This window comes from Streptomyces sp. NPDC014995 (genome assembly GCF_043080745.1).
Classification (GTDB): Bacteria; Actinomycetota; Actinomycetes; order Streptomycetales; family Streptomycetaceae; genus Streptomyces.
Map to the genome: position 1 here is coordinate 392,060 of NZ_JBIBVX010000004.1, position 23,208 is coordinate 415,267.

Annotated in this window: 22 protein-coding genes; 14 read left to right on the forward strand and 8 right to left on the reverse strand. The window is 72.2% G+C overall.

All coding sequences use genetic code 11. The features are described 5' to 3' along the window. The first annotated feature begins 5 nt into the window (after positions 1–5). From ACF1A1_RS11480 to ACF1A1_RS11490, 3 genes are all read left to right on the forward strand, one after another. Positions 6–2,147 carry a hypothetical protein gene (locus ACF1A1_RS11480; RefSeq protein ID WP_391998958.1) on the forward strand — a complete coding sequence of 714 codons (2,142 nt, stop codon included), beginning with the start codon at positions 6–8 and terminating at the stop codon, positions 2,145–2,147. Beyond that, a complete protein-coding gene (locus ACF1A1_RS11485; protein WP_391998959.1) occupies positions 2,147–3,727 on the forward strand; it encodes a hypothetical protein in 1,581 nt (526 codons plus the stop codon). Before ACF1A1_RS11480 ends, ACF1A1_RS11485 begins: the two co-directional genes overlap by 1 nt. A gap of 140 nt (positions 3,728–3,867) precedes the next feature. Beyond that, positions 3,868–4,302, forward strand: coding sequence for a hypothetical protein (locus ACF1A1_RS11490; protein WP_391998961.1), 435 nt, complete (start codon positions 3,868–3,870; stop codon positions 4,300–4,302). Positions 4,303–4,358: 56 nt separating this feature from the next. Here ACF1A1_RS11490 and ACF1A1_RS11495 read toward each other — a convergent pair whose 3' ends face one another. The 8 genes from ACF1A1_RS11495 to hemL form a co-directional block, all read right to left on the reverse strand. Then, entirely contained in the window at positions 4,359–4,754 is a 396-nt protein-coding gene (locus tag ACF1A1_RS11495; RefSeq protein ID WP_391998963.1) for a hypothetical protein, read from the reverse strand. Positions 4,755–4,912: 158 nt separating this feature from the next. Then, a complete protein-coding gene (gene ccsB, locus ACF1A1_RS11500; RefSeq protein WP_391998965.1) occupies positions 4,913–6,013 on the reverse strand; it encodes a c-type cytochrome biogenesis protein CcsB in 1,101 nt (366 codons plus the stop codon). Then, complete coding sequence (locus tag ACF1A1_RS11505; protein ID WP_391998967.1) at positions 6,010–7,740, reverse strand: cytochrome c biogenesis protein ResB; 1,731 nt, start codon at positions 7,738–7,740, stop codon at positions 6,010–6,012. The genes ccsB and ACF1A1_RS11505 overlap by 4 nt, the downstream gene beginning before the upstream one ends. Positions 7,741–7,743: 3 nt before the next feature. After that, complete coding sequence (locus ACF1A1_RS11510; protein WP_391998969.1) at positions 7,744–8,514, reverse strand: cytochrome c biogenesis CcdA family protein; 771 nt, start codon at positions 8,512–8,514, stop codon at positions 7,744–7,746. Position 8,515: 1 nt separating this feature from the next. Next, positions 8,516–9,100 carry a TlpA family protein disulfide reductase gene (locus ACF1A1_RS11515; RefSeq protein WP_391998970.1) on the reverse strand — a complete coding sequence of 195 codons (585 nt, stop codon included), beginning with the start codon at positions 9,098–9,100 and terminating at the stop codon, positions 8,516–8,518. A gap of 66 nt (positions 9,101–9,166) precedes the next feature. Further along, positions 9,167–10,450: a hypothetical protein gene (locus ACF1A1_RS11520; protein WP_391998972.1), complete on the reverse strand. Its 1,284-nt coding sequence runs from the start codon at positions 10,448–10,450 to the stop codon at positions 9,167–9,169. Positions 10,451–10,596: 146 nt separating this feature from the next. Continuing rightward, entirely contained in the window at positions 10,597–11,283 is a 687-nt protein-coding gene (locus ACF1A1_RS11525) for a histidine phosphatase family protein (RefSeq protein WP_391998973.1), read from the reverse strand. Beyond that, a complete protein-coding gene (gene hemL / locus ACF1A1_RS11530; RefSeq protein ID WP_391998975.1) occupies positions 11,280–12,599 on the reverse strand; it encodes a glutamate-1-semialdehyde 2,1-aminomutase in 1,320 nt (439 codons plus the stop codon). The genes ACF1A1_RS11525 and hemL overlap by 4 nt, the downstream gene beginning before the upstream one ends. Before the next feature lie 338 nt (positions 12,600–12,937). Between hemL and ACF1A1_RS11535 the strand changes: the two genes are divergently transcribed. The 11 genes from ACF1A1_RS11535 to ACF1A1_RS11585 all read left to right on the forward strand — a co-directional run bounded on the left by ACF1A1_RS11535 (position 12,938) and on the right by ACF1A1_RS11585 (position 23,109). Next, positions 12,938–13,585 (forward strand): hypothetical protein, encoded by a 648-nt coding sequence (locus ACF1A1_RS11535; RefSeq protein WP_391998977.1) that lies wholly within the window; start codon positions 12,938–12,940, stop codon positions 13,583–13,585. Positions 13,586–14,145: 560 nt separating this feature from the next. Continuing rightward, positions 14,146–14,448, forward strand: coding sequence for a hypothetical protein (locus tag ACF1A1_RS11540; RefSeq protein ID WP_391998978.1), 303 nt, complete (start codon positions 14,146–14,148; stop codon positions 14,446–14,448). Positions 14,449–14,559: 111 nt separating this feature from the next. Next, positions 14,560–14,871 carry an ArsR/SmtB family transcription factor gene (locus ACF1A1_RS11545; protein WP_391998980.1) on the forward strand — a complete coding sequence of 104 codons (312 nt, stop codon included), beginning with the start codon at positions 14,560–14,562 and terminating at the stop codon, positions 14,869–14,871. A gap of 243 nt (positions 14,872–15,114) precedes the next feature. Further along, complete coding sequence (locus tag ACF1A1_RS11550; RefSeq protein ID WP_391998982.1) at positions 15,115–15,762, forward strand: choice-of-anchor M domain-containing protein; 648 nt, start codon at positions 15,115–15,117, stop codon at positions 15,760–15,762. Next, on the forward strand, positions 15,762–17,453 hold the full coding sequence (locus ACF1A1_RS11555; protein ID WP_391998983.1) for a choice-of-anchor M domain-containing protein: 1,692 nt from the start codon (positions 15,762–15,764) through the stop codon (positions 17,451–17,453). The genes ACF1A1_RS11550 and ACF1A1_RS11555 overlap by 1 nt, the downstream gene beginning before the upstream one ends. A gap of 134 nt (positions 17,454–17,587) precedes the next feature. Beyond that, a complete protein-coding gene (locus tag ACF1A1_RS11560; protein ID WP_391998985.1) occupies positions 17,588–19,132 on the forward strand; it encodes an anchored repeat ABC transporter, substrate-binding protein in 1,545 nt (514 codons plus the stop codon). Next, complete coding sequence (locus ACF1A1_RS11565) at positions 19,132–20,724, forward strand: choice-of-anchor M domain-containing protein (protein ID WP_391998986.1); 1,593 nt, start codon at positions 19,132–19,134, stop codon at positions 20,722–20,724. Before ACF1A1_RS11560 ends, ACF1A1_RS11565 begins: the two co-directional genes overlap by 1 nt. Continuing rightward, positions 20,721–21,476: an anchored repeat-type ABC transporter ATP-binding subunit gene (locus tag ACF1A1_RS11570; RefSeq protein WP_391998987.1), complete on the forward strand. Its 756-nt coding sequence runs from the start codon at positions 20,721–20,723 to the stop codon at positions 21,474–21,476. Before ACF1A1_RS11565 ends, ACF1A1_RS11570 begins: the two co-directional genes overlap by 4 nt. Then, entirely contained in the window at positions 21,473–22,366 is an 894-nt protein-coding gene (locus ACF1A1_RS11575; RefSeq protein ID WP_391998988.1) for an anchored repeat-type ABC transporter permease subunit, read from the forward strand. Before ACF1A1_RS11570 ends, ACF1A1_RS11575 begins: the two co-directional genes overlap by 4 nt. A gap of 21 nt (positions 22,367–22,387) precedes the next feature. Then, a complete protein-coding gene (locus ACF1A1_RS11580; RefSeq protein ID WP_391998990.1) occupies positions 22,388–22,591 on the forward strand; it encodes a hypothetical protein in 204 nt (67 codons plus the stop codon). Between the two features lie 53 nt (positions 22,592–22,644). Next, positions 22,645–23,109 carry a Fur family transcriptional regulator gene (locus ACF1A1_RS11585; RefSeq protein WP_391998991.1) on the forward strand — a complete coding sequence of 155 codons (465 nt, stop codon included), beginning with the start codon at positions 22,645–22,647 and terminating at the stop codon, positions 23,107–23,109. Positions 23,110–23,208: the final 99 nt, after the last annotated feature.

A 23,208-nucleotide genomic window follows, 5' to 3' on the forward strand; every position in this document is an offset into this window, starting at 1 on the left:
GTGCGGTGCACGGACGGTTGTACGGGCGGGGGGCGCTGTTCGACGTGGAGCCGGCCGGGCTGGTGCCCCGGCTGGTGGGGCTGCGGCCGTACGAGCACTTCGCCGTGAAGGTCGAGCATCCGGACGAGATGCCGGTGCTGGTGCTGGCGGGCGGCCGGGGGCTCGGCAAGAGCGCGGTGCTCGGGGAGGTGTGGGAGGCCTACACCGAGCGGAACCGGAAGGGCGAGGCCCGCAAGCGCACTCCGGTCGCGTTGGTCGACTGTGCGGACGAGCAGTTCGCGGGGCCGCCGCACGAGGAGAACCCGGAGTCCTGGTCGCCGGTGTGGCAGGCGCTGCTGGTGCTCGCCGAGCAGTTGACGGAGCCGGTGAAGGCGGCCGGGCAGCTCACGTTCCCGCGGCTGACGGCGGGCCTGGTGGCGGTGCGGGCCAGCGACTGGAGCGGGCGGACCGACTCGGAGCGGATCCGGCGGGAGCTGGTGCGGATCCTGCTGCTGAACGAGCGCGGTTCACGGTTCAGCATGGCGGGGCGGTGGGCGGCCCGGGTGGCGGGGCGGGTCATCGGGGCCGCGAGCGGTCAGGGCCCGTTCGTGGCGGCGGCCATCGAGGCCACGCTGGAGGCGCTCTCGGAGGGGTTCACGCACCACAAGGAGCAGAAGCCGTCCCAGTGGTACCGCGGTTACCCGAACGCGGGCGGCAACGCCAAGCGCGGCCTGCTGCTGCTCGCAGGGAACTTCCGGGCCGGCGGCACCTCGCGCGAGCACGCCGAGCGCTGGCTGGTGCGGGCGCTGATCGCCGACCTGGCGGAGGCGTACGCGGGGCTGGGCTCGCATCTGCGGCGGCTGGGCCGGCCGGTCGTCCTGCTGGACAACGCGGGCAGCGGTCCGGGTCCCGGGCTGCTGGACGCGGTGCTGCGCGACCGGGCCGAGGGGACGGCCGACCAGGTGGTGTGCGTGGCCACCGTCCGCGGGACCGGCCATCCGGCGCTGGCGGACGCCGTACGGCGGGCGCTGCCGGAGGTGGCGCGGGCCACCGAGTGGGAGCCGGGGAGTGCGCCGTCCTCACGGGCGCTGCTGGTGACGCTGCCGCCGCTGTCCCCGGACGACACCCTGCACATGATGGGCGCGGTCTGCGACGACATCGAGATCCCGCCCCGGCTGCCGCAGGCCACGCACCGGCTGACCGGCGGGAACCCGCTCGGCATCGTCCTGGTGTCCACCGCGGCGCGCCGGCACCCGGGCCGGGCGGCGTCCCTGGGCCGGCTGCTGACCGCCGGGATCCGGCTGGAGGAGGGCCAGACCGACGACCAGCCGGTCTACGGCGAGCTGCTGCGCCGTCTGGTCCCGGTCGACCGGCTCGAGGAGCTGACCGTGCTGGCCGCGGCCCACGACCACGACTCCGCGGTGGCGCTCGCCGCCGCCCACCTCCCGGACGACTTCGGCTCCTCGGGCGTACGGTCGCTGCGGGTGCGGCTCGCCGAGGAGGGGCTGCCGGCCGTGCCGGGCCACTTCGTGGGCGACCCGTTCGTGCGCACGCTGCTGCTGCTGCGGCTGTACCACCGGGACGCCGACCACAGCGGCTGGCGCGAGGTGCACGAGACGCTGATCCGGCACTACGCGGAGCCCGACGGCGAGCACGACGCCGACCCGGCCCGCGCCCGCTACCGGCTCTCCCACGAACTGGCCCTCGGACACACCGCGAACGCCGTCGCCCACCTGCGCGACACCTTCCTCACGCTCGACACCCGCGCCTGGCTGGACACCCTGTGCTTCCTGGCGTCGGCGCCCTGCTTCCCCGCGCACGACGACGAGGGCCGGGACGCGGCCGGCCACGACGACCACCGGACGGCGGTCGCGCTGGGCCGTACGGACGCCGCGCACGAGCCGCCGGAGGGCGCGGACGCCTTCCTGCACCTGCGGGTACGGCGGCTGCTGCACGCGGTCTGGCAGGTCACCGACCCGCTGGTGCTGCCCGACCCGAAGGTGTGCGGGCGGCTGGAGTTCGAGCTGCTGCAACTGTCCGACCTGCGGCCCGCCGGGGGCGCGCTGCTGTTCGCGACGTCCCGGGCCTGGCCCCGGGACGCGCGCGCCGGCCGCCCCCTGCGCACACCGGCCGACGACGGATCCGACGACGGGGACGGGGAGGCGTGATGGCGAGCGATGGCGGTGGCGGTGGCGCGGGGGTGAGAAGCCCGTTCGTGCGGTGGCTGCGGGAGATCTGGGAGATCCGCCTCTACCGCTACCTCGCGCTGCTGGTGACGGCGGCCCTGGTCACCGGGCTGGTCTTCGCGGTGCGGGCGTTCACCCAGGAGAACCGCTCCTGCGCCCCGGGGGTGGCCCGGCCCGAGGGCAGCGACGAGTGCGTGGGCGTGACCTCGACGGCGTACGACTTCGGACGGCCGCGGCTGCGCGAGGCGGTGCGGGCGATCGACCGGGAGAACGACCGGCTGAAGAAGGGGAGTTACGTGACGGTGGCGCTGATGCTGCCGTACACCGCCACCACCCCCTCCACCCTCAGCGACATCCTGCACGAGGTGCAGGGCGCCTATCTGGCGCAGTGGCAGGCCAACCACACCTCCAACGGGCAGGCCCCGGCGATCCGGCTGGTGCTCGCCAACCCCGGTGCCACCAGCGAGCACTGGGAGCCGCTGGTGGACCGGTTGGAGCGGATGGCCGAGGGCGCCGACCGGCTGCGGGCGGTCGTCGGGGTCGGCATGAGCACCGACAACAACAAGAAGGCCGTGGCGGAGCTGACCCGGCGGGGCATCCCGGTGGTCGGCGCCTCCATCACCGCCGACGACCTCGCCAACGGACAGGGCGGCCGGGACCCCTTCCCGGGGCTGGCCCGGGTCTCGCCCACCAACACCGACGAGGCGCGCGCCCTGGCGTCGTTCGCGAAGGTGAGCGCGGGGCGGGCGCTGCTGGTGTACGACAAGCCGGGCGATCCGTACACGCGGACGCTCCAGACGTCGTTCGCGGGGCTGATCAAGGGGTCGCCGTACGAGCCGCAGCCGTTCACGCCACCCGCCGACCGCACCCGGGAGGGGACGACCGCGAACACGTTCCGGCAGATCACGCACCTGGTGTGCGACACCTCGCCGGAGACGGACACGATCCTGTTCGCGGGCCGCCACACGCAGCTGCGGCAGTTCATCAACGCGCTGGGCACCCGCGGCTGCCAGGACCGCAGGTTCACGCTGCTGACCGGCGACGAGGGCTCGTACCTGGCCGGCGACAAGAAGCTGGACCGCACCGCCCTCACCCACAACCTGTCCGTCCGCTACACCGCCCTCGCCCACCCGGACGCCTGGACGACGGCCCCCGCCGGGACGCCCGGCGGTTCGGCGGCGGACGCGCGGGCGCTGACCGACCTGCTGGCCCGCGGCACGCGCGCGCCGGTCGGCCCGATCGGCTCGACCGGCCTGGAGGACGGCCAGCTGATCATCGCGTACGACGCCCTGCGGCTGGCGATCCACGGCATCCGCGAGGCCACGCCGCCGGGTGGGACCGCCCCGCCCCTCGCGGACGTCGGCCTCCAGTGGCCGCAGGTCAAGGGCTCGCTGCGGGTGAACGGGGCGAGCGGCTGGATCTGTCTGGACGCGCACGGCAACCCGTACGACAAGGCCGTGCCGATCGTGGAGCTGCACGCCGACGGCGGTTCCCGTTTCGTGCGGATCGCCTGGCCGGAGGGGAAACCGCCGGAAAAGGAGTGTCTGCCGCCGTCCTCCTAGGCGGTCGACTCAGCATTCCCGCACATTCCCCCCAATTCACCCTTTGGCCCGATTTGCCGACCCGTAATATTCCTTGGCGCTCGGCTGCGAGTTCGATTATGATCATGGACGACCAAAACCTTCATACGAAACGGGTGGGAATGAAGATTTCTCTGGGCAGGAAGTCCGCACAGATTCTGGGAACCGTCGTCGCCACGGCCGGGCTGGTCCTTTCCATCGGCGCCGGAACCGCCGCCGCCGGACCCTCCGGGGTCCGCTTCGACGTCGGACCGAAGCTGAGCGACGGTTCGCGCGAGATCGACATCTACCTCAACGACCGGTACGCCGGATACGGGAAGTGGACGGCGAACGGGGACACCCTCACGGCGCACGACTCCCTGGCCGACGGCTACGGCATCGGCGCCTACCTGGGCACGAGCCCCGTCCGCGAGGCCGGCACGTTCGGGTACAGCTCCCCGTTCACGAGGAACGTGGGCGGAGACCTCCCCGAGGACAGGTCCTACAACTTCTGGGTCTGCATCGGCAACAACAGCGCCGGGCTGACGTGCTCCAACGTCTACGGGGTCACGTCGTAACGACGAATTCCGCCAGGGCGGATCACCCGGTTTCCATTCCGGGTGGTCCGCCCTGGCTATTTCAGCCACTCGACGAGCGATTCGAATCGGGCCCGCCAGCGCGGTTCCGTCTCCCCCTCGCCCTGGAATTCGTGCGTGAAACGCAGGACGGTGCCGGTTTCCCCGTCCCGCTCCAAATGGAAGCGGATACGGCCACCGCCCTCCACGGTGTACTCGGCCACGCGGTCCACGTCCCAGGCGGTGACCTGCCCGCTCCCCACACCGCGCAGGGCGACCAGTCCGCCGAGCCGGGGTTCGAGGACGTCGACGGCCGCCCACCAGGCCCCGAGCCCGTCCGCGGTGGCGACCGCCGGCCAGACCGTCTCCATGGGCCGGGGGAGCCGCACCAGCAAGTGCAGGATGTGCGTGTTCCCGTGGGTCTGGCTGGTGCCCTGTTCGACAGAACCGGTCATGACACCAGCCTGACCCCTGGCCAGGGCTCGCGCACCCGTTACGGACGCCGCCGGCCGGCACGGCTCCGCCGTCGGGCTCGTCGGGCGGTCCCCCTGTCGCACGGCAAAGGCCGGTTCCCGTGACCCGAGCCACGGGAACCGGCCTTCCGTGCGTGGGGTCACACGCCCGCGTACGAGTGCTTGCCGGAGACGAAGATGTTGACGCCGTAGTAGTTGAACAGCCAGCAGCCGAAGGCGATCAGGGCGAGCCACGCGGCCTTGCGGCCCTTCCAGCCGGCCGTGGCGCGGGCGTGCAGGTAGCAGGCGTAGGCGACCCAGGTGATGAAGGACCAGGTCTCCTTGGGGTCCCAGCCCCAGTAGCGGCCCCAGGCGTCGCCCGCCCAGATCGCGCCCGCGATGATCGTGAACGTCCACAGCGGGAAGACGGCCGCGTTCACGCGGTAGGCGAACTTGTCGAGCGAGGCCGACGCGGGCAGGCGGTCCAGGACCGAGTTCGCGAACCTGCCGGGCCTGCCGCCGGCCGCGAGCTTGTTCTCATAGGAGTCCTTGAACAGGTACAGGATCGTGGCGACCGCGCCGACGTAGAACACCGCGCCGCAGAAGATCGCGGTGGAGACGTGGATGTACAGCCAGTACGAGTGCAGGGCCGGGACCAGCTGGTCGCTCGCCGTGTAGAGGACGGTGACCGCGAGGCCCAGGTCGAGCAGGACCGTGGTGGTCAGGAACAGGCCGAGCCAGCGCACGTTCTTCTTCAGCGCGAGCAGGCCCAGGTAGACGCCGACGGCCACCGTGGAGAAGGTGATGTTGAACTCGTACATGTTGCCCCAGGGGGCCCGCTCCACCGAGGCCGCTCGGGCGATCACGCCGCCCAGTTCGACCAGGAAGGCGAGCACCGTGAGGGAGATGGCGATCCGGCCGTACAGGTCGCCCTGCTCGTCCCCGCCGTGCGCGCCCGGCCCGTCGGGCACGTCCCGCGCGCCGGACGCGGAGCGTACGACGACCCGCGGGCGCTCCAGGACGGCGGTGCCGCCGTTCTTCTTGACGGTGACGGCCGGGGCCTTGCCCGTGTGCGTCGCCTCCGCGGTGAGCGCGGCGGCGGTGCGGCCGACCTTGCTGCGGCTGCCGAAGAGCCATTCGGCGATGTACGCGAAGAAGGCCAGGGTGTAGACGGCCATCGCGGAGTAGATCAGCGTGTTGCTGATGTTCGCGAGGTTCTCGTTGGTGGCGGCGGCCAACTCGGTTGCGGCGGCGAGAGTCACTTCTCAGCCCCTTCGGCAGGTACGGCTTGGGGGTCGGGGGATTCGGAAGGGTCGTCCTCGGGATCGGGTGCCCCGGGGGCCTGGTCGTAGAGGATGCCGGCGAGGTCGCCGAGTTCCTCGGGCACCTTGGCGGACTCGCTGCGGCCCAGCCCGGCCATCTCGACGACCGTCACGCCGTCGGCGCCCCGTACCGCCCGCACCCACACCCGGCGGCGCTGGATGAACAGGGAGGCGGCCAGACCGAAGATCGCGGTGAGGGCACCGGCGAGCGCCCAGCCGCTGCCGGGCTGCTGCGTGATCTGGAAGTTCGCCCACTCCTTGGTGCCCTCGTAGGTGATCGAGCCGGCGCCGCCCGGAAGCGTCAGCGTCTCACCCGGCTGGAGGTTGTCCCGCAGCTGGAGGCCCTTGGCGTCCTTGAAGTCCTTCATGTGGGTCTTGTCCAGCTGGTACACGCTCTGCGGGATGCCCGAGTTGACGCCGAGGTCGCCGTGGTACGGCTCCAGGTTCAGCATCGGGTTCAGCAGCGCGGGGAAGGTGGAGGACACCTCGTTGCCCGGAGTGTAGGAGGGCAGGAAGAAGGCCTGGAAGCCGAGCTGTTCGGTGACGCCCTTGGCGTTCCTGTAGCCGTCGAGGACCTTGATCACGCCGGAGGAGGTGACGTTGGAGTCCAGCGGCAGCAGCGGGACGGCGTCGTGGAACACGACCTCGCCCTTGCCGTCCCGGACGGTGACGACGGGGGCGTAACCGTGGGCCGTGAGGTAGACCTTCGAGTCGCCGATCTCCAGGGGGTGGTTGACCTTGACGACGGTCTTCTCGTCCTTGCCGTAGGCGCCCTTGGAGTAGGTGAGGGCGGCCTGGTAGGTGCGCGGGGTGCCCTTGTTGGGGCCGGAGGCCTCGTAGGTGCCGGTGAAGTCGTCCAGGCTGAAGCTGAACGGCGTCAGGTCGTCGGCGGAGAAGAGGTTGCCGGACTTGAAGTCGTCGTACGAGATCAGCGTGTTGGAGAAACCGTTGCCCTCGACGAGGAGCTTGTTGCCCTCGGACTTGAAGAGCTGGCCCCAGGCGAAGGCGACCAGCATCACGATGAGGGCGATGTGGAAGGCGAGGTTGCCGACCTCGCGCAGATAGCCCTTCTCGGCGGCGACGGCGTCACCGGCCAGGTGGGCGCGGAAGCGGCGCTTCTTCAGCAACGCCAGCGCGGCCTCGCGCACCTGCTCCGGCTCGGCCTCGGTACGCCACGTGGTGTGCGCGGGCAGCCGGGTCAGCCGCTTGGGCGCACCCGGCGGACGGCCGCGCAGCTGGCCCACGAACTGCCAGGTGCGGGGCACGATGCAGCCGATGAGGGAGACGAACAGCAGGATGTAGATCGCGGAGAACCACACCGAGCCGTAGACGTGGAAGAGGCCGAGCTTGTCGTAGATCGGCGCGAGGGTCGGGTGGTTCTTCTCGAAGTCGGCGACCTTGGTGGCGTCCTGGCCGGTCTGCGGGATCAGCGAGCCGGGGATGGCTCCGAGCGCCAGCAGCAGCAGGAGCAGCAGGGCCACCCGCATGGAGGTCAGCTGCCGCCAGAACCAGCGGGCCCAGCCGGTCACGCCGAGGGCGGGCCCGCTCGCCAGGGTGTCCGCGGGCGCCGTGGACAGCTGGGAGCCGGCGGCGCCGAGGTCCTGGTCGTCGGGGGCGGCGGCCGGGGTGTCACCGGTCGGCGCACCGGTCGTAGTGGTCTTGCTCATGGATCAGATCCCCACGGTGAATCCGGCGGACCAGGACTGCATGTCCTGTACGAGGCTGTCCCAGGCACCGGTCAGCAGCAGCAGGCCGGTGACGATCATCATCGTGCCGCCGATCCGCATCACCCAGACATAGTGGCGCTTGACCCAGCCGAAGGCGCCGAGCGCCTTGCGGAAGGCGACCGCGGCCAGCACGAACGGCACACCGAGGCCGAGGCAGTAGGCGACGGTCAGTACGGCACCGCGGCCCGCGCTCGACTGCTGCGAGGACAGGGCGAGCACGGAGGCGAGGGTCGGACCGATGCAGGGCGTCCAGCCGACGCCGAAGAGCGCGCCGAGCAGGGGGGCGCCGACCAGTCCGGCCACGGGCTTTCGGTGGAGGCGGAACTCCCGCTGGGTCATCCACGGCATCAGCCCCATGAAGAACACGCCCATGAGGATCATGAGCGCACCCAGCACCTTGGACAGGACGCCCTGCTGCTCCTGGAGCGTCGCCCCGAAGTAGCCGAACAGGGCCCCGCCGGAGACGAACACGGCGGTGAAGCCCGCCACGAACAGCGAGGCGCCCGCGATCATCCGGCCGCGCCGGGCCTCGGCCAGATCGGTGCCGGTGACCCCGGTGACGTAGGAGAGGTAGCCGGGGACCAGCGGCAGGACGCACGGGGAGAAGAAGGAGACGAGCCCGCCGAGCAGCGCGATGGGCAGGGCGACCAGCAGGGCGCCGTTGAGCACCGTGCCGTTGTAGCCCTCCGCGGCGAGCGTGGTGACCGCGCTCACGTCACTTCTCCGCCAGGACCGGGGCGATCATGGAGCGCAGCTTCTCCTCGCTGAGCGCGGCCAGGGAGCGGGCCGCGATCTTCCCGTCCCGGTCGAGGACGAGCGTGGAGGGGATCGCCTGTGGGTTGAGCGTGCCCTTCTCGAAGCGGAGCATCAGCTTGCTGCTCGGGTCGTACAGGCTGGGGTAGGTGACGCCGTACTGCTTCTCGAAGGCGAGTGCGCTCTTGACCTGGGCGTCGGCGACGTTGATGCCGACGAACTGCACGCCCTGCGACGCGAGGTCCGTGGAGACCTTCTGGAAGTTCGGGGCCTCGGCGCGGCAGGGGGCGCACCAGGAACCCCACACGTTCAGGACGACGACCTTGCCCTTGAAGGAGGAGACCGCCAGCTGCTTGTCCTCGAGGGTCTTGCCGGACAGGTCGGGGGCCGGATCGCGCTTGCCCTTCTCGACGGTGGAGATGCCGTCCTTGCCCATGATGAAGTTGGTGTCACCGCCACCGCCGGAGAGACCTCCGGAGGTACAGGCGGACAGCAGCAGCGCGGCAACCGCGGCACCGGCGGCGGTCGTCAGACGGGCGGCACTCATGTGAAAAGTTTCGCATGCCCGTTCTGGGGATCTTGCGCACCCCCCTTGCGGGGGGAAATCCGCATTTCAGGCGGTGCTTGGGGACGCGGTCGCGGTCTCCCCCAGGAAGGACTTCCAGCCACCGGCCGGCTGCTGCCCGACCTCCAGGGTGCGCAGCCTGGCGAGCACCTCGGGCTTCTGCACGTCGATCCAGTCGGTGAACTGCCGGAAGGAGACGAGCCGCACGTCCCCGCCCTTCTCCTTCTCGCGCGCGATGTGCTGGAAGGCCCGCTCGACGGCGTCCATGTAGATGCCGCCGTTCCACTGCTCGAAGTGGTTGCCGATGAAGAGGGGTGCGCGGTTTGTCTCGTATGCCCGCTTGAATCCCTGGATGTACGCCCCGGTCGCCTGCTCGCGCCAGCCCGGATGGTTGTGCGCGGGCGCGTTGGTCGAGTTGACCGACTGGTTGGCGAGCATGTTGTAGTCCATGGCGAGGACCTCGAAGCCACGACCGGGGAAAGGTATCTGCTGGAGCGGAAGGTCCCATATGCCCTGCTTCTTCTGGGGCCAGACCTGGCGGCCGCCGGGCGACGAGGCGTCGTAGCGCCAGCCCAGGGCCCGGGCGGTGGGCAGCAGGTTGTCCTGCCCGAGCAGACAGGGCGTACGGCCGCCGACCAGTTCCTTGTCGTAGTCGAACGGGAGGGAGGGCAGGTCGGTCCACCCGGTGTTGGTCCGCCACTCCTTCACGAAGGACTTGGCCTGGTCGATCTCGCTGCGCCACTGCCGCGGGGTCCAGTGGGCGACCGAGCCGCGGCCCTCACCGCAGAAGTGCCCGTTGAAGTGCGTCCCGATCTCGTGCCCTTCGAGCCAGGCGCGGCGGACGCCCTCGAGCGTGTCCTTGATGTGCGCGTCGGTGAGGTAGCCGATGTCGGAGGCGCCGCGCGGGTTGTTGGGCGGGTCGTACAGGCGCTTCTTCGACTCGGGCAGGAGGTAGAGCCCGGAGAGGAAGAAGGTCATGGACGCGCCGTGCTCCTTGGCGAGGTCCAGGAAGCGGGTGAAGAGGCCGTTGCCGACCTCGCCCGCTCCGTCCCAGGAGAAGACGACGAACTGCGGCGGTTCCAGGCCGGGCTCCAGCGGCTCCGGCGCGGCGGGCTGGTGGGGCTGCTTGCCGGTGAAGGAGGTGGAGCCGTCCCCGAGGGGGCGTGCGGTGGCCCTGGGACTGCCCTGGGGACTGGCGGAACGATTCTTCCCGGAACCCGGTGTGCGCTTCGACCCCTCTGACGAGGAGAGGTCGGCACATCCTGCGAGTCCGGCCGTGGCCGCGGCCGCGGCCCCGAGTCCGAGGGCTCCCCGTCGGGTGAGAGTGCGCATGGCATCTCCGTTCGTCACGTGCTCTGGTGGTCACCCACTCAGAGCACGGGACCAACGGGGAGGTTCCGCCGATTCTTACGGATTCCGTAACAGAGGCAAGGATCGAGCCATGACGCCCGCAGCCCGCCGTCCGGGGCCCGCGAGGCCTACGCCCCGTAGGCCTTGCCCTTGCCCTGCACCGGCTTGGCGCCGGCGCGGAGGTGTTCCGGCACGAGGTCGAGGGCCGGCTCGGAGTAGCCGACGGAGACGATCGTGTCGCCCTGGTACGTGAACGTCGTCAGGGAGGCGAGCGTGCACTGCCGCTTGCGCGGGTCGTGCCACAGCCGCCGGCGCTCGACGTAGGACCGCACGATCCAGATCGGCAGCTGATGACTGACGAGCACGGCCTCGTGGCCCCGCGCCTGGTCCTTCGCGGCGTTCAGCGCGCCCATCATGCGCACCACCTGGTCGACGTACGGCTCACCCCAGGACGGCCTGAACGGGTTGACGAGATGCCGCCAGTTCTCGGGCCGGCGCAGCGCCCCGTCCCCGACCCCGAAGGTCTTCCCCTGGAAGACGTTGTCGGCCTCGATGAGCCGCGCGTCGGTGGCGAGGTCCAGGCCGTGCGCCTTGGCGATCGGGGCCGCCGTCTCCTGCGCCCGCTCCAGCGGGGAGGCGCCGACGTGGGTGACGTCCCGGGAGGCGAGGTGGTCGGCGACCCGCTCGGCCATCCGCCGGCCGAGCTCGGAGAGGTGGTAGCCGGCGAGACGGCCGTAGAGGATGCCGTCCGGGTTGGCCACCTCACCGTGCCGCATGAGGTGGACGACGGTGATGTCGCTGCTGTTGCCGCTCATGCCGCCGTGGCCTCCGCCGCCGCTCGGGCCGCCGCCGGGAGGGCGTCGGCGATCCGCTGGATGGCCCGGTCGTCGTGGGCCGTGGACACGAACCAGGACTCGAAGGACGAGGGCGGCAGGTAGACGCCGTTCGCCAGCAGCGAGTGGAAGAACGCGGTGAAGCGGAAGGACTCCTGCGCCTTGGCGTCCTCGTAGTCACGCACCGCGCGGTCCGTGAAGAAGACGGAGAACATGTTGGAGGCGCTCTGGAGCGTGTGCGCGACGCCCTCCTTCGACAGCGCCTCCGACACCAGCGCCTGGATCCGCTCGGACGCGGTGTTGACCTTGGCGTAGGCGGCGTCGTCGAGGAGACGGAGCTGGGCGAGGCCGGCGGCGGTGGCGACCGGGTTCCCGGAGAGGGTGCCGGCCTGGTAGACGGGCCCGGCGGGCGCGAGGTGCGCCATGACGTCGGCACGGCCGCCGAAGGCGGCGGCCGGGAAGCCGCCCCCCATCACCTTGCCGAAGGTCATCAGGTCCGGCCTGACCCCGTCGATGCCGTACCACCCGGCGCGGCTGGTCCGGAAACCGGTCATGACCTCGTCGGAGATGTAGAGGGCGCCGTTGTTCGCGCAGGCGTCCTTGAGCCCCTGGTTGAACCCGGGCATCGGAGGCACCACGCCCATGTTCCCGGGCGACGCCTCGGTGATGACACAGGCGATCTCACCGGGATGCCGGTGGAAGGCCTCCTGCACGGCCTCGAGGTCGTTGTACGGCAGCACGATCGTGTCGCCGGCCTGCGCGCCGGTGACACCGGGGGTGTCCGGCAACGCGAAGGTGGCCACGCCACTGCCCGCCGAGGCGAGCAGCGAGTCGACGTGCCCGTGGTAACACCCGGCGAACTTGATCACCTTGGTGCGCCGGGTGAACCCGCGGGCCAGGCGGATGGCGGACATGGTGGCCTCGGTCCCGCTGGAGACGAGCCGCACCTGCTCCAGGGGCTCGATCCGCGCCACCATCTCCTCGGCGAGCGCGACCTCGCCCTCACCGGGCGTGCCGAAGGAGGTACCGCGGGCGACGGCGTCCCGCACCGCGGCGATGACCTCGGGGTGCGAGTGCCCGAGGATCATGGGGCCCCAGGAGCAGACCAGATCGACGTACTCCCGCCCATCGGCGTCCGTCAGGTACGGACCGCTGCCGGACACCATGAACCGGGGCGTACCACCCACGGCACGGAAGGCACGCACCGGGGAGTTCACGCCGCCCGGCGTGACGGCGGCCGCCCGGTCGAACAGGGCCTGCGAGACAGGCGCATCGTATGAATAGGGCATTTCGCTCATGACCTGCGACTACTCCGACCTTCTCCGACTTCTGGGGCTCCGGTTGCCAGTGACATCCTCAGGGTAGGCCAGGGCGGGTAGCGGGCAGCGGGGCCATGGCCCCCGGCCCGTGGCCGGGGGCCACGCCGACCGGACGGCCGCTGCCGTCCGTCCGCCATCTGCGAAACTGGCCCCTGTGGACGCGGCTCACAGCGACGATGTGGCGAAGGGCTGCGAAGATCCTGCGGGCAGGTGTTTCAACGCACGTTTCGGCGGGCGGCCGTGGGGGAGGTCACTGACACGATGATCGGGTTGCGCGGCGGGGGCCAAGCGTCCTAGAAAAGCAGTCGGGTGGAGATATGCATCGCGGTGGCGGACTGGGTGAGGGGACTGATGACCTGGGTCCTCGACGTGCCCGGCGGGGAAGGCACCGGCGCGACGCGGAGGCAGCGGCAGAGAGTACCGAAGCACGTCAGGCACAGGGCGTACCGAGTGAGCCCGAGCCGATCGACCGGCGGTTGGACCGCCGGGCGGATCGCCTCCGGGAGGGGAGCAGGAATGGTGGTCGGGTGGGGGTGACGTACAAGTACTTCGGCGCGCCGGACGGTGCGACCGCGGCCCGCGTCCCGATCTCGATGCGCCCCGAGGAACTCGGCGGCGACGAGCTCGGCATGAACGGCATGTTCACCAAGATCAAGCCGGAGACCATGGCGGCGATGGTCCTGACGGGCATCGAGGGCGTCCCCCTGCACAAGGTGCCGCCGCTGGAACTCGTGGTCCTGCACCCCGACTACGCGGTCGTGAAGCTCCCGATGACGGTGGTCGACCCCCTCCGCGACATCGGCGAGGAGGCGGTCGGCGCGGCGGCGTTCATCTGGTCGACCGTCCCGGACCGGGGCGGACCCCGGGACGCGTTCAACGTGTACCAGCTGCTGCACGAGTGGCAGGACTTCTCGCACCGACTGCATGAGGCGGGGCACCAGCCGTATTGCCTGGTGTGGCCCTGAGCCGAGGTGTTGTGGGATGCGGGCGGGGCTTTCGGGCTCCGCCCTCGTCATGTGCGGGGTCGGGCCGTCCGGCGGCCAGGGCACATCGAGGGCGTCGGCGCCTTGACGCCCTTCCCAGCGTCCGGCCGTGACGGCCGGCTGACGTGCCGTAGCCCCGGCAGGAGACGGCGATGACCGCGCCACTCCGACCGCAGCCCCCGCCCGTCGCAGCACCGCCGCCACACCCTTGCCGCACGCCCGTTCTCGCCGTACGCCCGCCTTGCCGAACGCCCGCCCTCGCCGAACGCCCGCCCTCGCCGTACGCCCGCCTTGCCGTACGCCCGTTCTTGCCGCACGCCCGCCTCGCCCTACGCCCGCCCTTGCCGTACGGCCTCCTTCCCCAAGCCATTGCCACCGCTTGGTCCGGTGATGGCCTTCCGTCGCGGAGGATCGGAGCAGCCATCACCACTGGCGGGCGACTCAGGCAACGTATGCAGCAATCGCTATATGTTAATGTCGCCATACATCGGCCCGGCCCCGGCGACAGCACGGGCAGCCACCGGCACGAGCAAGGAGCCCCCATGAGCAGCGCCACCGAACACCGCACCCACGACGCCCACACGCACACCCACGGCGAGGGCTGCGGCCACGTCGCCATTCCGCACGGCGACCACACCGACTACGCCCACGACGGGCACATCCACCGCGCGCACGCGGACCACGTCGACGAGTGCGCCACCTCCGGCCACGCCGTCCACGACGGGCACGACCACCAGCACGGCGACGGCTGCGGGCATGTGGCCGTACCGCACGACGACCACACCGACTACGTGCACGACGGCCACCGTCACGCCTCCCACGACGGGCACTGGGACGACCACTGAGGTCACAGGGGAGGGGGCGGCGGCCGAGGCCCCGCTCGGGCCTCGCCCGGGCAGGCCCGTCCGGTCCTCGCCCGACGGTCCGGAACCATTGTCATATGCTAATGTCTGCATATGGCAATGACTTCCCCTCCCCCGGCCGACGAGCCCCCCGCGGATCTCCAGGCGGCCAGCGAGCTGCTGCGCGCCCTGGCCTCGCCCGTGCGGCTGGGTATCGTGCGCGAGCTGGCCGACGGCGGGAAGTACGTCCATGAACTCGTGGCCGCTCTGGGCGTGAGCCAACCGCTGGTCTCCCAGCACCTGAGGGTGCTGCGCACCTCCCGGATCGTCACCGCCCGGCGCCAGGCGCGCGAGACCCGGTACACCCTCGCCGACGACCACGTGGCCCACATCGTGCTGGACGCCATCCGGCACGCTCAGGAGTAGCGCCCCTGACCCTGCCGGCAACCCGGCCCCAGGAGCAGCGCCACCACCCCTCCTCGACACCACCGCCCGGCCTTCCGCCGGGCGGTGGTGTCGTCTTCGGAGACGTCGCCCCCTCCTTGTCGCCGCCGTCCCCGCCCCCACAGGTCACACACAACCGTTGCCAACCCTTTTTGAAAATGATTACCATGTGACTTGTCTGCGCACGCTCAAGTGCGTGCGCCTTCTGATCCTGGGGGGATCATCTTGCGTGCCTTCACCCGCGCCCTGACCGTCTCCGGCTCCCTCGCCGCCGCGCTCGCCGTGGCCGGCCTCGCCGCCACCCCGGCCCTCGCCGCGACGACGCTCGGCAGCGGCCACGTCGACGTGCTCGACGCCGAATGGGACGGCGCCGACCTGCACCTGCACGTCCACGACGAGGAGAGCGAGACCGAGTACGAACCGGCCGACGTGACCCTGTCCGTGCCGGCCGCCGCCAAGGTCGCCAACCCCGGCTTCGGCTTCCTCGGCTCGGGCAGCCAGATCTGGCTGCTGCCGGACACCGAGACCGAGGCCGACGCGGCCGGCGTCCTGTTCCCCGGCATCTCCACCGAGCACCTCACCACCGGCGTCTTCGCCAACAACACCGTCACCTACACCCTCGTCGGCGCCACCCGGAACGGCGCCGCCACCGAGGACTTCAGCATCTACGCCGGCAGCGGCAGCCGCTGGTTCGACTCCAACACCGCCATCACCACCTTCAAGTCCCGCTCCTTCGGCGTCGCCACCCACAACCACGCCAACTGGGCCTTCGAGGAGGCCGGCACCTACCGGCTGACCTTCCGTGTCCAGGGCACGGTCGGCGGCGTCACCGAGTCCGCCACCGAGACGTACACCGTCGTCGTCAGCTCGTGATGACGACCCTGACGCGCAGAGGCCGGGCCGTCACGACGGCGGCCGTCATCGCGGCGACCGCGGTGCTCACGGGCGCGGCAGGGCTGGTCGCCGGCGGCAGCGGGTCGGCCCGCGCCGCCGGCGGTGCCGTCGTCCTCGACGAGGGCGAGGTGGACCTCACTCCCCGGCCGGTCGACGGCAGGCTCCAGTTGCAGATCGACGACCGGAGCGGGGACGCGCCGGTGGTGCGCGAGCCGTCCGAGGTGGTCCTGCACGTCACACCGTCGACGCTGCAACACACTCCGTCCCCGCTCGCCGAGGCCTTCGGTCTGGTCAGTCACGACACCTGGCAGCTCAACGGCCAGACGGCGGACGACCTCTTCGCCCTCGAGCCGGGCTGGAACGGCTCCGAGGCGGGCGGTGAGACGGAGGTGCGGCTCTCGGCGTTCGACGGGCCCGCCGTCTTCGGCATGGCCACGTACACGTTCGCCATGGAGAACAACGACGAGCCGCCGGTCATGTATCTCGGCGGCGCCGATCCCGCGCCGCGTGCCTTCACCCTCGACGGCGGCGCCCAGCGGCACACGCCGACCTGGATGTTCGACGCCGAGGGCGTCTACCGGCTCACCTTCACGGTGACCGGCGGCGGCGTCAGCGACACCGAGACCCTCGCCGTGGTCGTCGGCGACGACGTCGACCCGGCCGGCGTGCTCCCGGGCGACGGCACCAGCCCCGCGCCCGGCGGCCCGTCGGACCCGGCGAGCGCCTCGGGCAGTACGCCACCGGCCGCCTCCCCGCCGCCCGCGCACGTCATCGGCAACGGGCACCTCGACCTGGCCGCCCGGCCGGTGGGCGGGAAGCTCCAGTTCCAGGTCAAGCAGGGCACCTCGCAGTCGTACCAGTGGTACGAGCCCGGCCGGACCGTCCTGCACGTGAAGCCCGCGGCGCTGCGGAGGATCACGGAGGGGTTCGGCTTCCTCGGCACGGTCGGGGCTCCCGTGTGGTGGCTGCCGGAGAGCCAGGTGGACGGTCTGGTCTGGCCCGGCTGGAACACCGAGGAGTACCGCGCCGCCGACGTCGACGGGCCGATCACGTACCGGCTCGACAAGGTGCAGGGGCCGGGCGCGGTCGCGATGTTCAACCCCGACTCGCTGGGCGCCGTGGACATCAGGTTCCACAGCGGGGACGGGCTGCCCGACAGCTACGCGCTGACCGCCGGCCGGCACAGCCACTTCGTGTGGACCTTCGCCGCGGAGGGCGTCTACCGCACCACCCTCACCGTCAGCGCCACCCTCGCCGACGGCACGAAGGTCAGCGACACGGAGACGCTCGCCTGGGTCGTCGGGGACGACGTGGATCCGTCGACCGTGGTGCCGGGCGCGGGCGACGAACCGACGGCGGCGCCCACCGCCTCGCCGTCTCCCCCGCCGTCGGCCTCGGTGCCGGGTTCCGCGCCGGCCACCGACGCACCGGACGCGACGGACACGGCGACCGCCACCGCCCCGGCGACCGGCTCCGGCGCCGGCTCCGGCGCTGGCTCCGGCTCCGCCGGCATGAGCGGCGGTTCGTCGAGCGGCGGGGCCGCCCTCACGGGCGGCGGGCTCGCCTCCACCGGTTCCGGTGCGGCCGTGCTCGCGGGGATCGCCGCGGCCACGGTGCTCCTCGGGGGAGGTGCGGTGATCGCGGCACGACGTCGTCGTCCCGCGCGGTGAGAGCTCCGCGTACGGCGGACACGGGCGGCGGCGATCCCGGTCGTCCGCCGTACGCGGCTCGGTCAGGGCCCCCGCGGAGGGGGCCGGGAAGTGTCATCGCCCTCGCAGCGGGGCGTCGAAGAAGGGGGAGCCCCATGCGGGGCCAGGTCAGAGGAACCACGCGAAGCGCGCTCACCACCGCCTGCGCGCTGCTCGTCACGGCGGCGGGCAGCGGGTGCGGCGGCACGGGGTCCGGGTCGTCGGACGCCGCGTTGACGGTCTCGGCGACCACGGCGATCGTCGCGGACCTGGTCGAGCAGGTCGGCGGCGACCGCGTCGACGTCACCTCGATCGTGCCGCGCACCGGCGATCCGCACTCCTACGAGCCGAGCCCCGGCGACGCGGCCAAGGTCGCGAAGGCCGACGTCGTCTTCAGCAACGGGCTGCTCCTCGAAGAGCCGGGGATCACGAAGATGGTGCACACCAACGCGCCGAAGGACGCTCCGAAGATCGCGATCGCCGAGAAGCTGGAGCAGTACGGCGGCACGGTCATGAAGCTGGAGGAGGACCTCGGGCTGGACGTGCTGTGGCTGGGCTGGGCCGTGGAGGGCGAGGTCGCCGGTGACGGCTCCCAGGTCCGCACGACCGCGACGAAGGTGGAAGGGCCGGGCGAACTGCGCGTCTACCTCACCGACACGCTCGGCCGGCCGAAGGTGTACGTCGACTCCGCCGACGGCCTCGACGCCAAGGATTCCTTCACCCTGCCGCCCGAGGCGCACACCCACGTCAACTGGGCCTTCAGCGAGCCCGGTACCTACCGGCTGACGGTCGAGGGCCGCACCGAGACCCTCGACGGGAAGACCGGGGAGATCGGCAGCGGCACCTTCACCTTCACCGTCGGTGACGCGGCCGAGGCGCCCGCGGGGGCGACCGTGCTGGACGGCGGGCACGCCGACGTCACGCTCGACGCGCAGACCGGCACGGTGTACGTCCGCGCGGACGAGGAGAAGAGCGGCGCCCGCACCGAGCACCCGGCCGACCGGGTCGTCCTCAACGTGCCGGACCGGGCGAAGGAGTCCGTGCCGAAGGAGCAGCCGTACGCCTTCCTCGGCCGGGCCGGTGACCCGGTGTGGGTGCTGCCGCAGGCCGTCATCGGCCAGCACGTGCACGGTGACCTCGACCCGCACGCCTGGGAGGACGTCGCCAACGCGGAGGCGTACGTCCGCCGCATCCAGGCCGAGTTGATCAAGGCCGACCCCGGCGGGAAGGCGACGTACGAGAAGAACGCCGCGGCCTACCTGAAGACGCTCGGCGCCCTCGACAAGGAGGTCGCCCGCACGCTCGCGACCGTCCCGGAGGAGAACCGCGACCTGATCACCACGCACGACGCCTTCGGCTATCTCGCCAAGGCGTACGGCATGGAGGTCGCCGGGTTCGTCGTGCCGGTGCCCAACCGCGAACCGAGCGCGTCCGAGGTGGAGGAACTCGGCGCCACCATCCGCGCGAAGAAGGTGCCGTCCGTGTTCCTGGAGCCGAACCTCGCCGCCCGCGCCGACGTGCTGAAGCGGGTCGCCCAGGACGAGGGCGTCGGCGTCTGCACGATCTACGGCGACTCCTTCGACGACGAGATCCACGACTACGTATCGATGATGCGGCACAACGCGAACGAGCTCGCGAAGTGCCTGGGAGGGGACGCCTGATGACCGGCATGCGGAGGGAACGCGTCGCGGTGGCCGTGGCGCTCGCGGCCACGCTCGCGGGCAGCGGTGCCGCCGCCGCGGACGACGGCGGCACCGGGTCCGGACTGGGCCGGATCGGTTACACGGACGGGGCGCTGAGCCTGGACGCGGTGGCCGGTGCGTCCGCCCGCGTCGTCGAGGTCCCCGACGCCCTGCGGGCCGACGCCCCGGCCCCGGGCTGGGACACCACCGGCGTGCCCGGGGGCGCCGTCGAGCGGGACACCGTGCGATGGTCCCTGACCGGGCTCGACGGGCCGGGCGAGCTGAAGGTGTACGCGGAGGCGGCGGACGGCGGGCAGGAGCGGCTGCTGTTCGACAGCGCCGACGGGCTGCCCGACGGCTACGAGCTGCCCGTGGGCCAGGAGGGCGGCACCCGGTGGGCGTTCGACGCGGACGGGGTGTACCGGGCCGTCTTCACCGCCGAGGCCACAACCGTCGACGGGCGGGAGCTGTCCGTCGGGACCGTGTACACGGTGCTGGTCGGGGACGAGGCCGTCGCACGCGCGGACGGGACGGACGGGACCGACGGGACGGAGGGGACCGACGGGGAGCCGGCCGGCGGGTCCGCCGAGCCGCCTGCCTCGACGCCCACCACCGTGGAGACGCCCGAGGCGGGCAGCCTCCTCGCCGCCGTCGGCAGGGTTCCGGCCGCCACCGCCGGCTCGGCCCCGGCCGCCGCCCGCGCCGCCACGGACGCCGATGTGGTCGCGACCCGGGCAGTCATCGACGAGGGCCACATCGACATCGCCGCGCGGGTCGTCGACAAGCGGATGCAGATCCACGTCAAGGACGGCACGGTCTCCGGGAGGACCACCTGGCGCGAGCCCTCCTCCGTGGTCCTGCACGTCAAGCCCGCCGCGAAGAACACCCTGCCGGACGGCGACGCGTTCGCCTTCCTCGGCAGGGCCGGCGATCCGGTGTGGCTGCTCGACCAGGTGCAGCAGGACGGACTGCTGTGGCCCGGCTGGTCCACCGACAACATCGAGGCGGGCGCCACCCGGGGCGGTGTGCGGTTCTCCCTCACCGGCGTCAAGGGTCCCGGGACGGTCGCCCTCTACACCTATGACGCGATGTCGGGCGCGAACGTCCTGTTCAACAGCAAGGACGGGGTGCCGGACTCCTTCGACATCCCGGCGAACACGCACGCGCACGGCGGCTGGGCCTTCACCGAGCAGGGCACCTACCGGCTCACCTTCGCCATGAGCGGCAGGCTCGCGGACGGCACGGCGGTCAGCGACAGCGAGACCGTGACGTTCGTGGTCGGGGACGGGAACCCGGCTGCCGTCAAGCCCGGCGACGGATCCGGCGGCGGCTCGTCGTCCGGCACGGGCGACGGATCCCCGGACACCGGCACGGGCGACGACGCGTCGGCGGCGGGCTCCTCCTCCGACGGCGACTCCCCGGCCGGCGCGGGCGGCTCCATGGCCTCGACCGGTGCCGGGAACGCCGCGCTGCTGGGTGGTACCGCGGCCGCACTCGCCGCGCTCGGGGCGGCCGTCGTCGCCGTCACCCGCCGGCGCGGGAGCCGTACCGCCGGAAGGACGCCCGCGTGAGCACCGCGCAGCCCCTGCTCCGGGCCCGGGACGTGAGCGTGGTCCTCGGTGGCCGGACCGCCGTCCAGGACACGCGGCTGACCCTGCACCGCGGTGACCTGCTGGGCCTGCTGGGTCCGAACGGGGCGGGGAAGACGACCCTGCTGCGCGCCGCCCTCGGCCTGGTCCCGCTCGCGAGCGGTGACGTACTGATCGACGGTCTGCCGCCCGCCCGTGCCCGGCACCTCGTCGGATACGTTCCGCAGCGCCACGAGTTCGCCTGGGACTTCCCCATCGACATCGCGGGCGCGGTGCTGTCGGGCCGTACCCGTTCCATCGGCCGGCTGCGGCGGGCCGGGCGCGCCGACCGGACGGCCGTCGACGAGGCGCTGGAGCTGGTCGGCCTGACCGGACTGCGCCGGCGCCCCATCGGGGAGCTGTCGGGCGGCCAGCGGCAGCGCGTCCTGGTGGCCCGGGCCCTCGCGAGCGATCCCCGGCTCCTTCTGCTGGACGAGCCGTTCACGGGTGTCGACGTCCCCACCCAGGAACTCCTCAACGACCTCTTCGGCCGGCTGGCCGCCGACGGCAAGGGCCTGCTGATGACCACGCACGACCTGGCGGCCGCCGCCCGCACCTGCTCGCGGGTGGCGCTGCTCAACCGTACGGTCGTCGCCGAGGGTGGCCCCGAACTCCTCGCCGATCCCGGGCAGATGCTGCGCGCCTTCGGCCTGGACACGGCGATCGGCGCCACCCGGGAAAGCAGGGCCGCGTGACCTTCCTGGAGTTCCTCACCGATCCCTGGCAGCTTCCCTTCATGCAGCGGGCGTTCGCGGTCGCCGTGATCACCGGGCTGGTCTGCGGGGTCGTGGGCGTGTACGTCGTGCTGCGCGGGATGGCGTTCATCGGGGAGGCCGTGTCCCACTCGGCGTTCCCGGGCGTCGCGCTCGCGTACGCCTTCCAGGGCAACCTGCTCCTCGGCGGGGCGCTCGCCGGCCTGACCACCTCGCTGCTCATCGCGCTCGTCTCGCAGAACCGGCGCCTGAAGGAGGACACCGTCATCGGTGTGTTCTTCTCCTGCGCGTTCGGGCTCGGCATCGTGCTGGTGTCCACGCAGGACAGCTGGTCCACCGACCTGTCGTCGTTCCTGTTCGGGCAGGTGCTCGCGGTCGGCCCGGAGGACGTGTGGACGGCCGCGGGCGTCGGCGCGGTCCTGGTCGCCGTGGTCCTGCTGCTGAGCAAGGAACTGGTCGCCGTCAGCCTCGACCGCGAGACCGCCCGGGCGGCCGGCCTCCCCGTCCTCGGGCTGGACCTGGTCCTCTACACGGTCGTGACCGCCACGATCGTGCTCTCCCTGGAGGCGGTCGGCAACGTCCTCGTGCTGTCCCTGCTCATCACCCCGGCCGCCGCGGCCCGCATGCTCACCGAACGGCTGTGGGCGATGACCCTGCTGGCCTCCGCGTTCGGCGGCACGGGCGCGCTGGCCGGACTGTACTTGTCCTACACCTACGACCTGGCCGCCGGCGGCTCCATCGTCTGCGTCCTGACCGCCCTGTTCGCCCTGACCTGGTGCCTGGCACCCCGGCACGGGCTGCTGCCCCGGGCCCTGCGCCGCAGGGGCGGGACACGGCGGCCGACGGACGAACCGGCGGTCGCGACGGCATGACCGACCGTCCCGGACACCCGCATGCGGTGGGCCCGCGCCGACCCGGCCGAGCCCACCGCCTGGCGACCCGGCACCCGGCTCCTCACGTCGCCCGCGCCCGCCACGCTGCCGGCGCCTCCGCGCGGCCGACCGCCCGGCGCGTACCGCGAGATGCTCGCCGGGCCGGCCGAGCGGCGGCCGCCGCGGGTCGAGGAGTACCGGCTCACCCTGCGCGGGCTGCCGTAGCCGGTACGGAGGCCGCACGAGCGCCCTTTCCGAGCTGACGGAGGTGATCTGCCATGGGCGGCCGGAACACCCGGCAACGGAGGGCCGTCCTGCGTGCCCTCGCGAGCCGCCAGGACTTCGTGTCGGCCCAGGAACTGCATGCCCTGCTCCTCACCGACGCCCACCCGATCGGCCTGACCACGGTCTACCGCGCCCTGCGCGAACTCGAGGCGTCGGGCGGCGTGGACGTCGTACGGGACGACGCCGGAGAACGCCTCTACCGGCCGCGTCCCGCCGAGGGCCACCGCCACTACCTGCTGTGCCGCGCCTGCGGCCGCAGCCGCCCGGTGGACTCGGACGTCGTGGAGGAGTGGGCGGCCCGGATCTCGTCCGACACCGGGTACACGGCGGTGCGGCACACCGTCGAACTCACCGGCATCTGCGCCGACTGCCGGTTCCCCGAGGACGACGGGGAACCGCCGTGCGCCCGGGAGCGCGCCCCGGACGCCCCGGGGAGAGCCGGCCGCCGCGCGGGCTGAAACGGCGAGGGCGCGGCGGGGGCGGCGGTAGACGGCGAGCCCGAGGGCGGTGGCGCCCGAGACGACGGCGACACGGGAGGCTCACCGGACCGCCTCGGA

Excerpts from the sequence above, each read along its gene's own strand:
- ACF1A1_RS11485 (WP_391998959.1), top strand. The coding sequence starts at position 2,147 with ATGGCGAGCGATGGCGGTGGCGGTGGCGCGGGGGTGAGAAGCCCGTTC.
- ACF1A1_RS11490 (WP_391998961.1), top strand. The coding sequence starts at position 3,868 with ATGAAGATTTCTCTGGGCAGGAAGTCCGCACAGATTCTGGGAACCGTC.
- ACF1A1_RS11495 (WP_391998963.1), bottom strand. The coding sequence starts at position 4,754 with ATGACCGGTTCTGTCGAACAGGGCACCAGCCAGACCCACGGGAACACG.
- ACF1A1_RS11505 (WP_391998967.1), bottom strand. The coding sequence starts at position 7,740 with ATGAGCAAGACCACTACGACCGGTGCGCCGACCGGTGACACCCCGGCC.
- ACF1A1_RS11515 (WP_391998970.1), bottom strand. The coding sequence starts at position 9,100 with ATGAGTGCCGCCCGTCTGACGACCGCCGCCGGTGCCGCGGTTGCCGCG.
- ACF1A1_RS11520 (WP_391998972.1), bottom strand. The coding sequence starts at position 10,450 with ATGCGCACTCTCACCCGACGGGGAGCCCTCGGACTCGGGGCCGCGGCC.
- ACF1A1_RS11525 (WP_391998973.1), bottom strand. The coding sequence starts at position 11,283 with ATGAGCGGCAACAGCAGCGACATCACCGTCGTCCACCTCATGCGGCAC.
- hemL (WP_391998975.1), bottom strand. The coding sequence starts at position 12,599 with ATGAGCGAAATGCCCTATTCATACGATGCGCCTGTCTCGCAGGCCCTG.
- ACF1A1_RS11535 (WP_391998977.1), top strand. The coding sequence starts at position 12,938 with ATGCATCGCGGTGGCGGACTGGGTGAGGGGACTGATGACCTGGGTCCT.
- ACF1A1_RS11540 (WP_391998978.1), top strand. The coding sequence starts at position 14,146 with ATGAGCAGCGCCACCGAACACCGCACCCACGACGCCCACACGCACACC.
- ACF1A1_RS11545 (WP_391998980.1), top strand. The coding sequence starts at position 14,560 with ATGGCAATGACTTCCCCTCCCCCGGCCGACGAGCCCCCCGCGGATCTC.
- ACF1A1_RS11555 (WP_391998983.1), top strand. The coding sequence starts at position 15,762 with ATGACGACCCTGACGCGCAGAGGCCGGGCCGTCACGACGGCGGCCGTC.
- ACF1A1_RS11560 (WP_391998985.1), top strand. The coding sequence starts at position 17,588 with ATGCGGGGCCAGGTCAGAGGAACCACGCGAAGCGCGCTCACCACCGCC.
- ACF1A1_RS11565 (WP_391998986.1), top strand. The coding sequence starts at position 19,132 with ATGACCGGCATGCGGAGGGAACGCGTCGCGGTGGCCGTGGCGCTCGCG.
- ACF1A1_RS11580 (WP_391998990.1), top strand. The coding sequence starts at position 22,388 with ATGCGGTGGGCCCGCGCCGACCCGGCCGAGCCCACCGCCTGGCGACCC.
- ACF1A1_RS11585 (WP_391998991.1), top strand. The coding sequence starts at position 22,645 with ATGGGCGGCCGGAACACCCGGCAACGGAGGGCCGTCCTGCGTGCCCTC.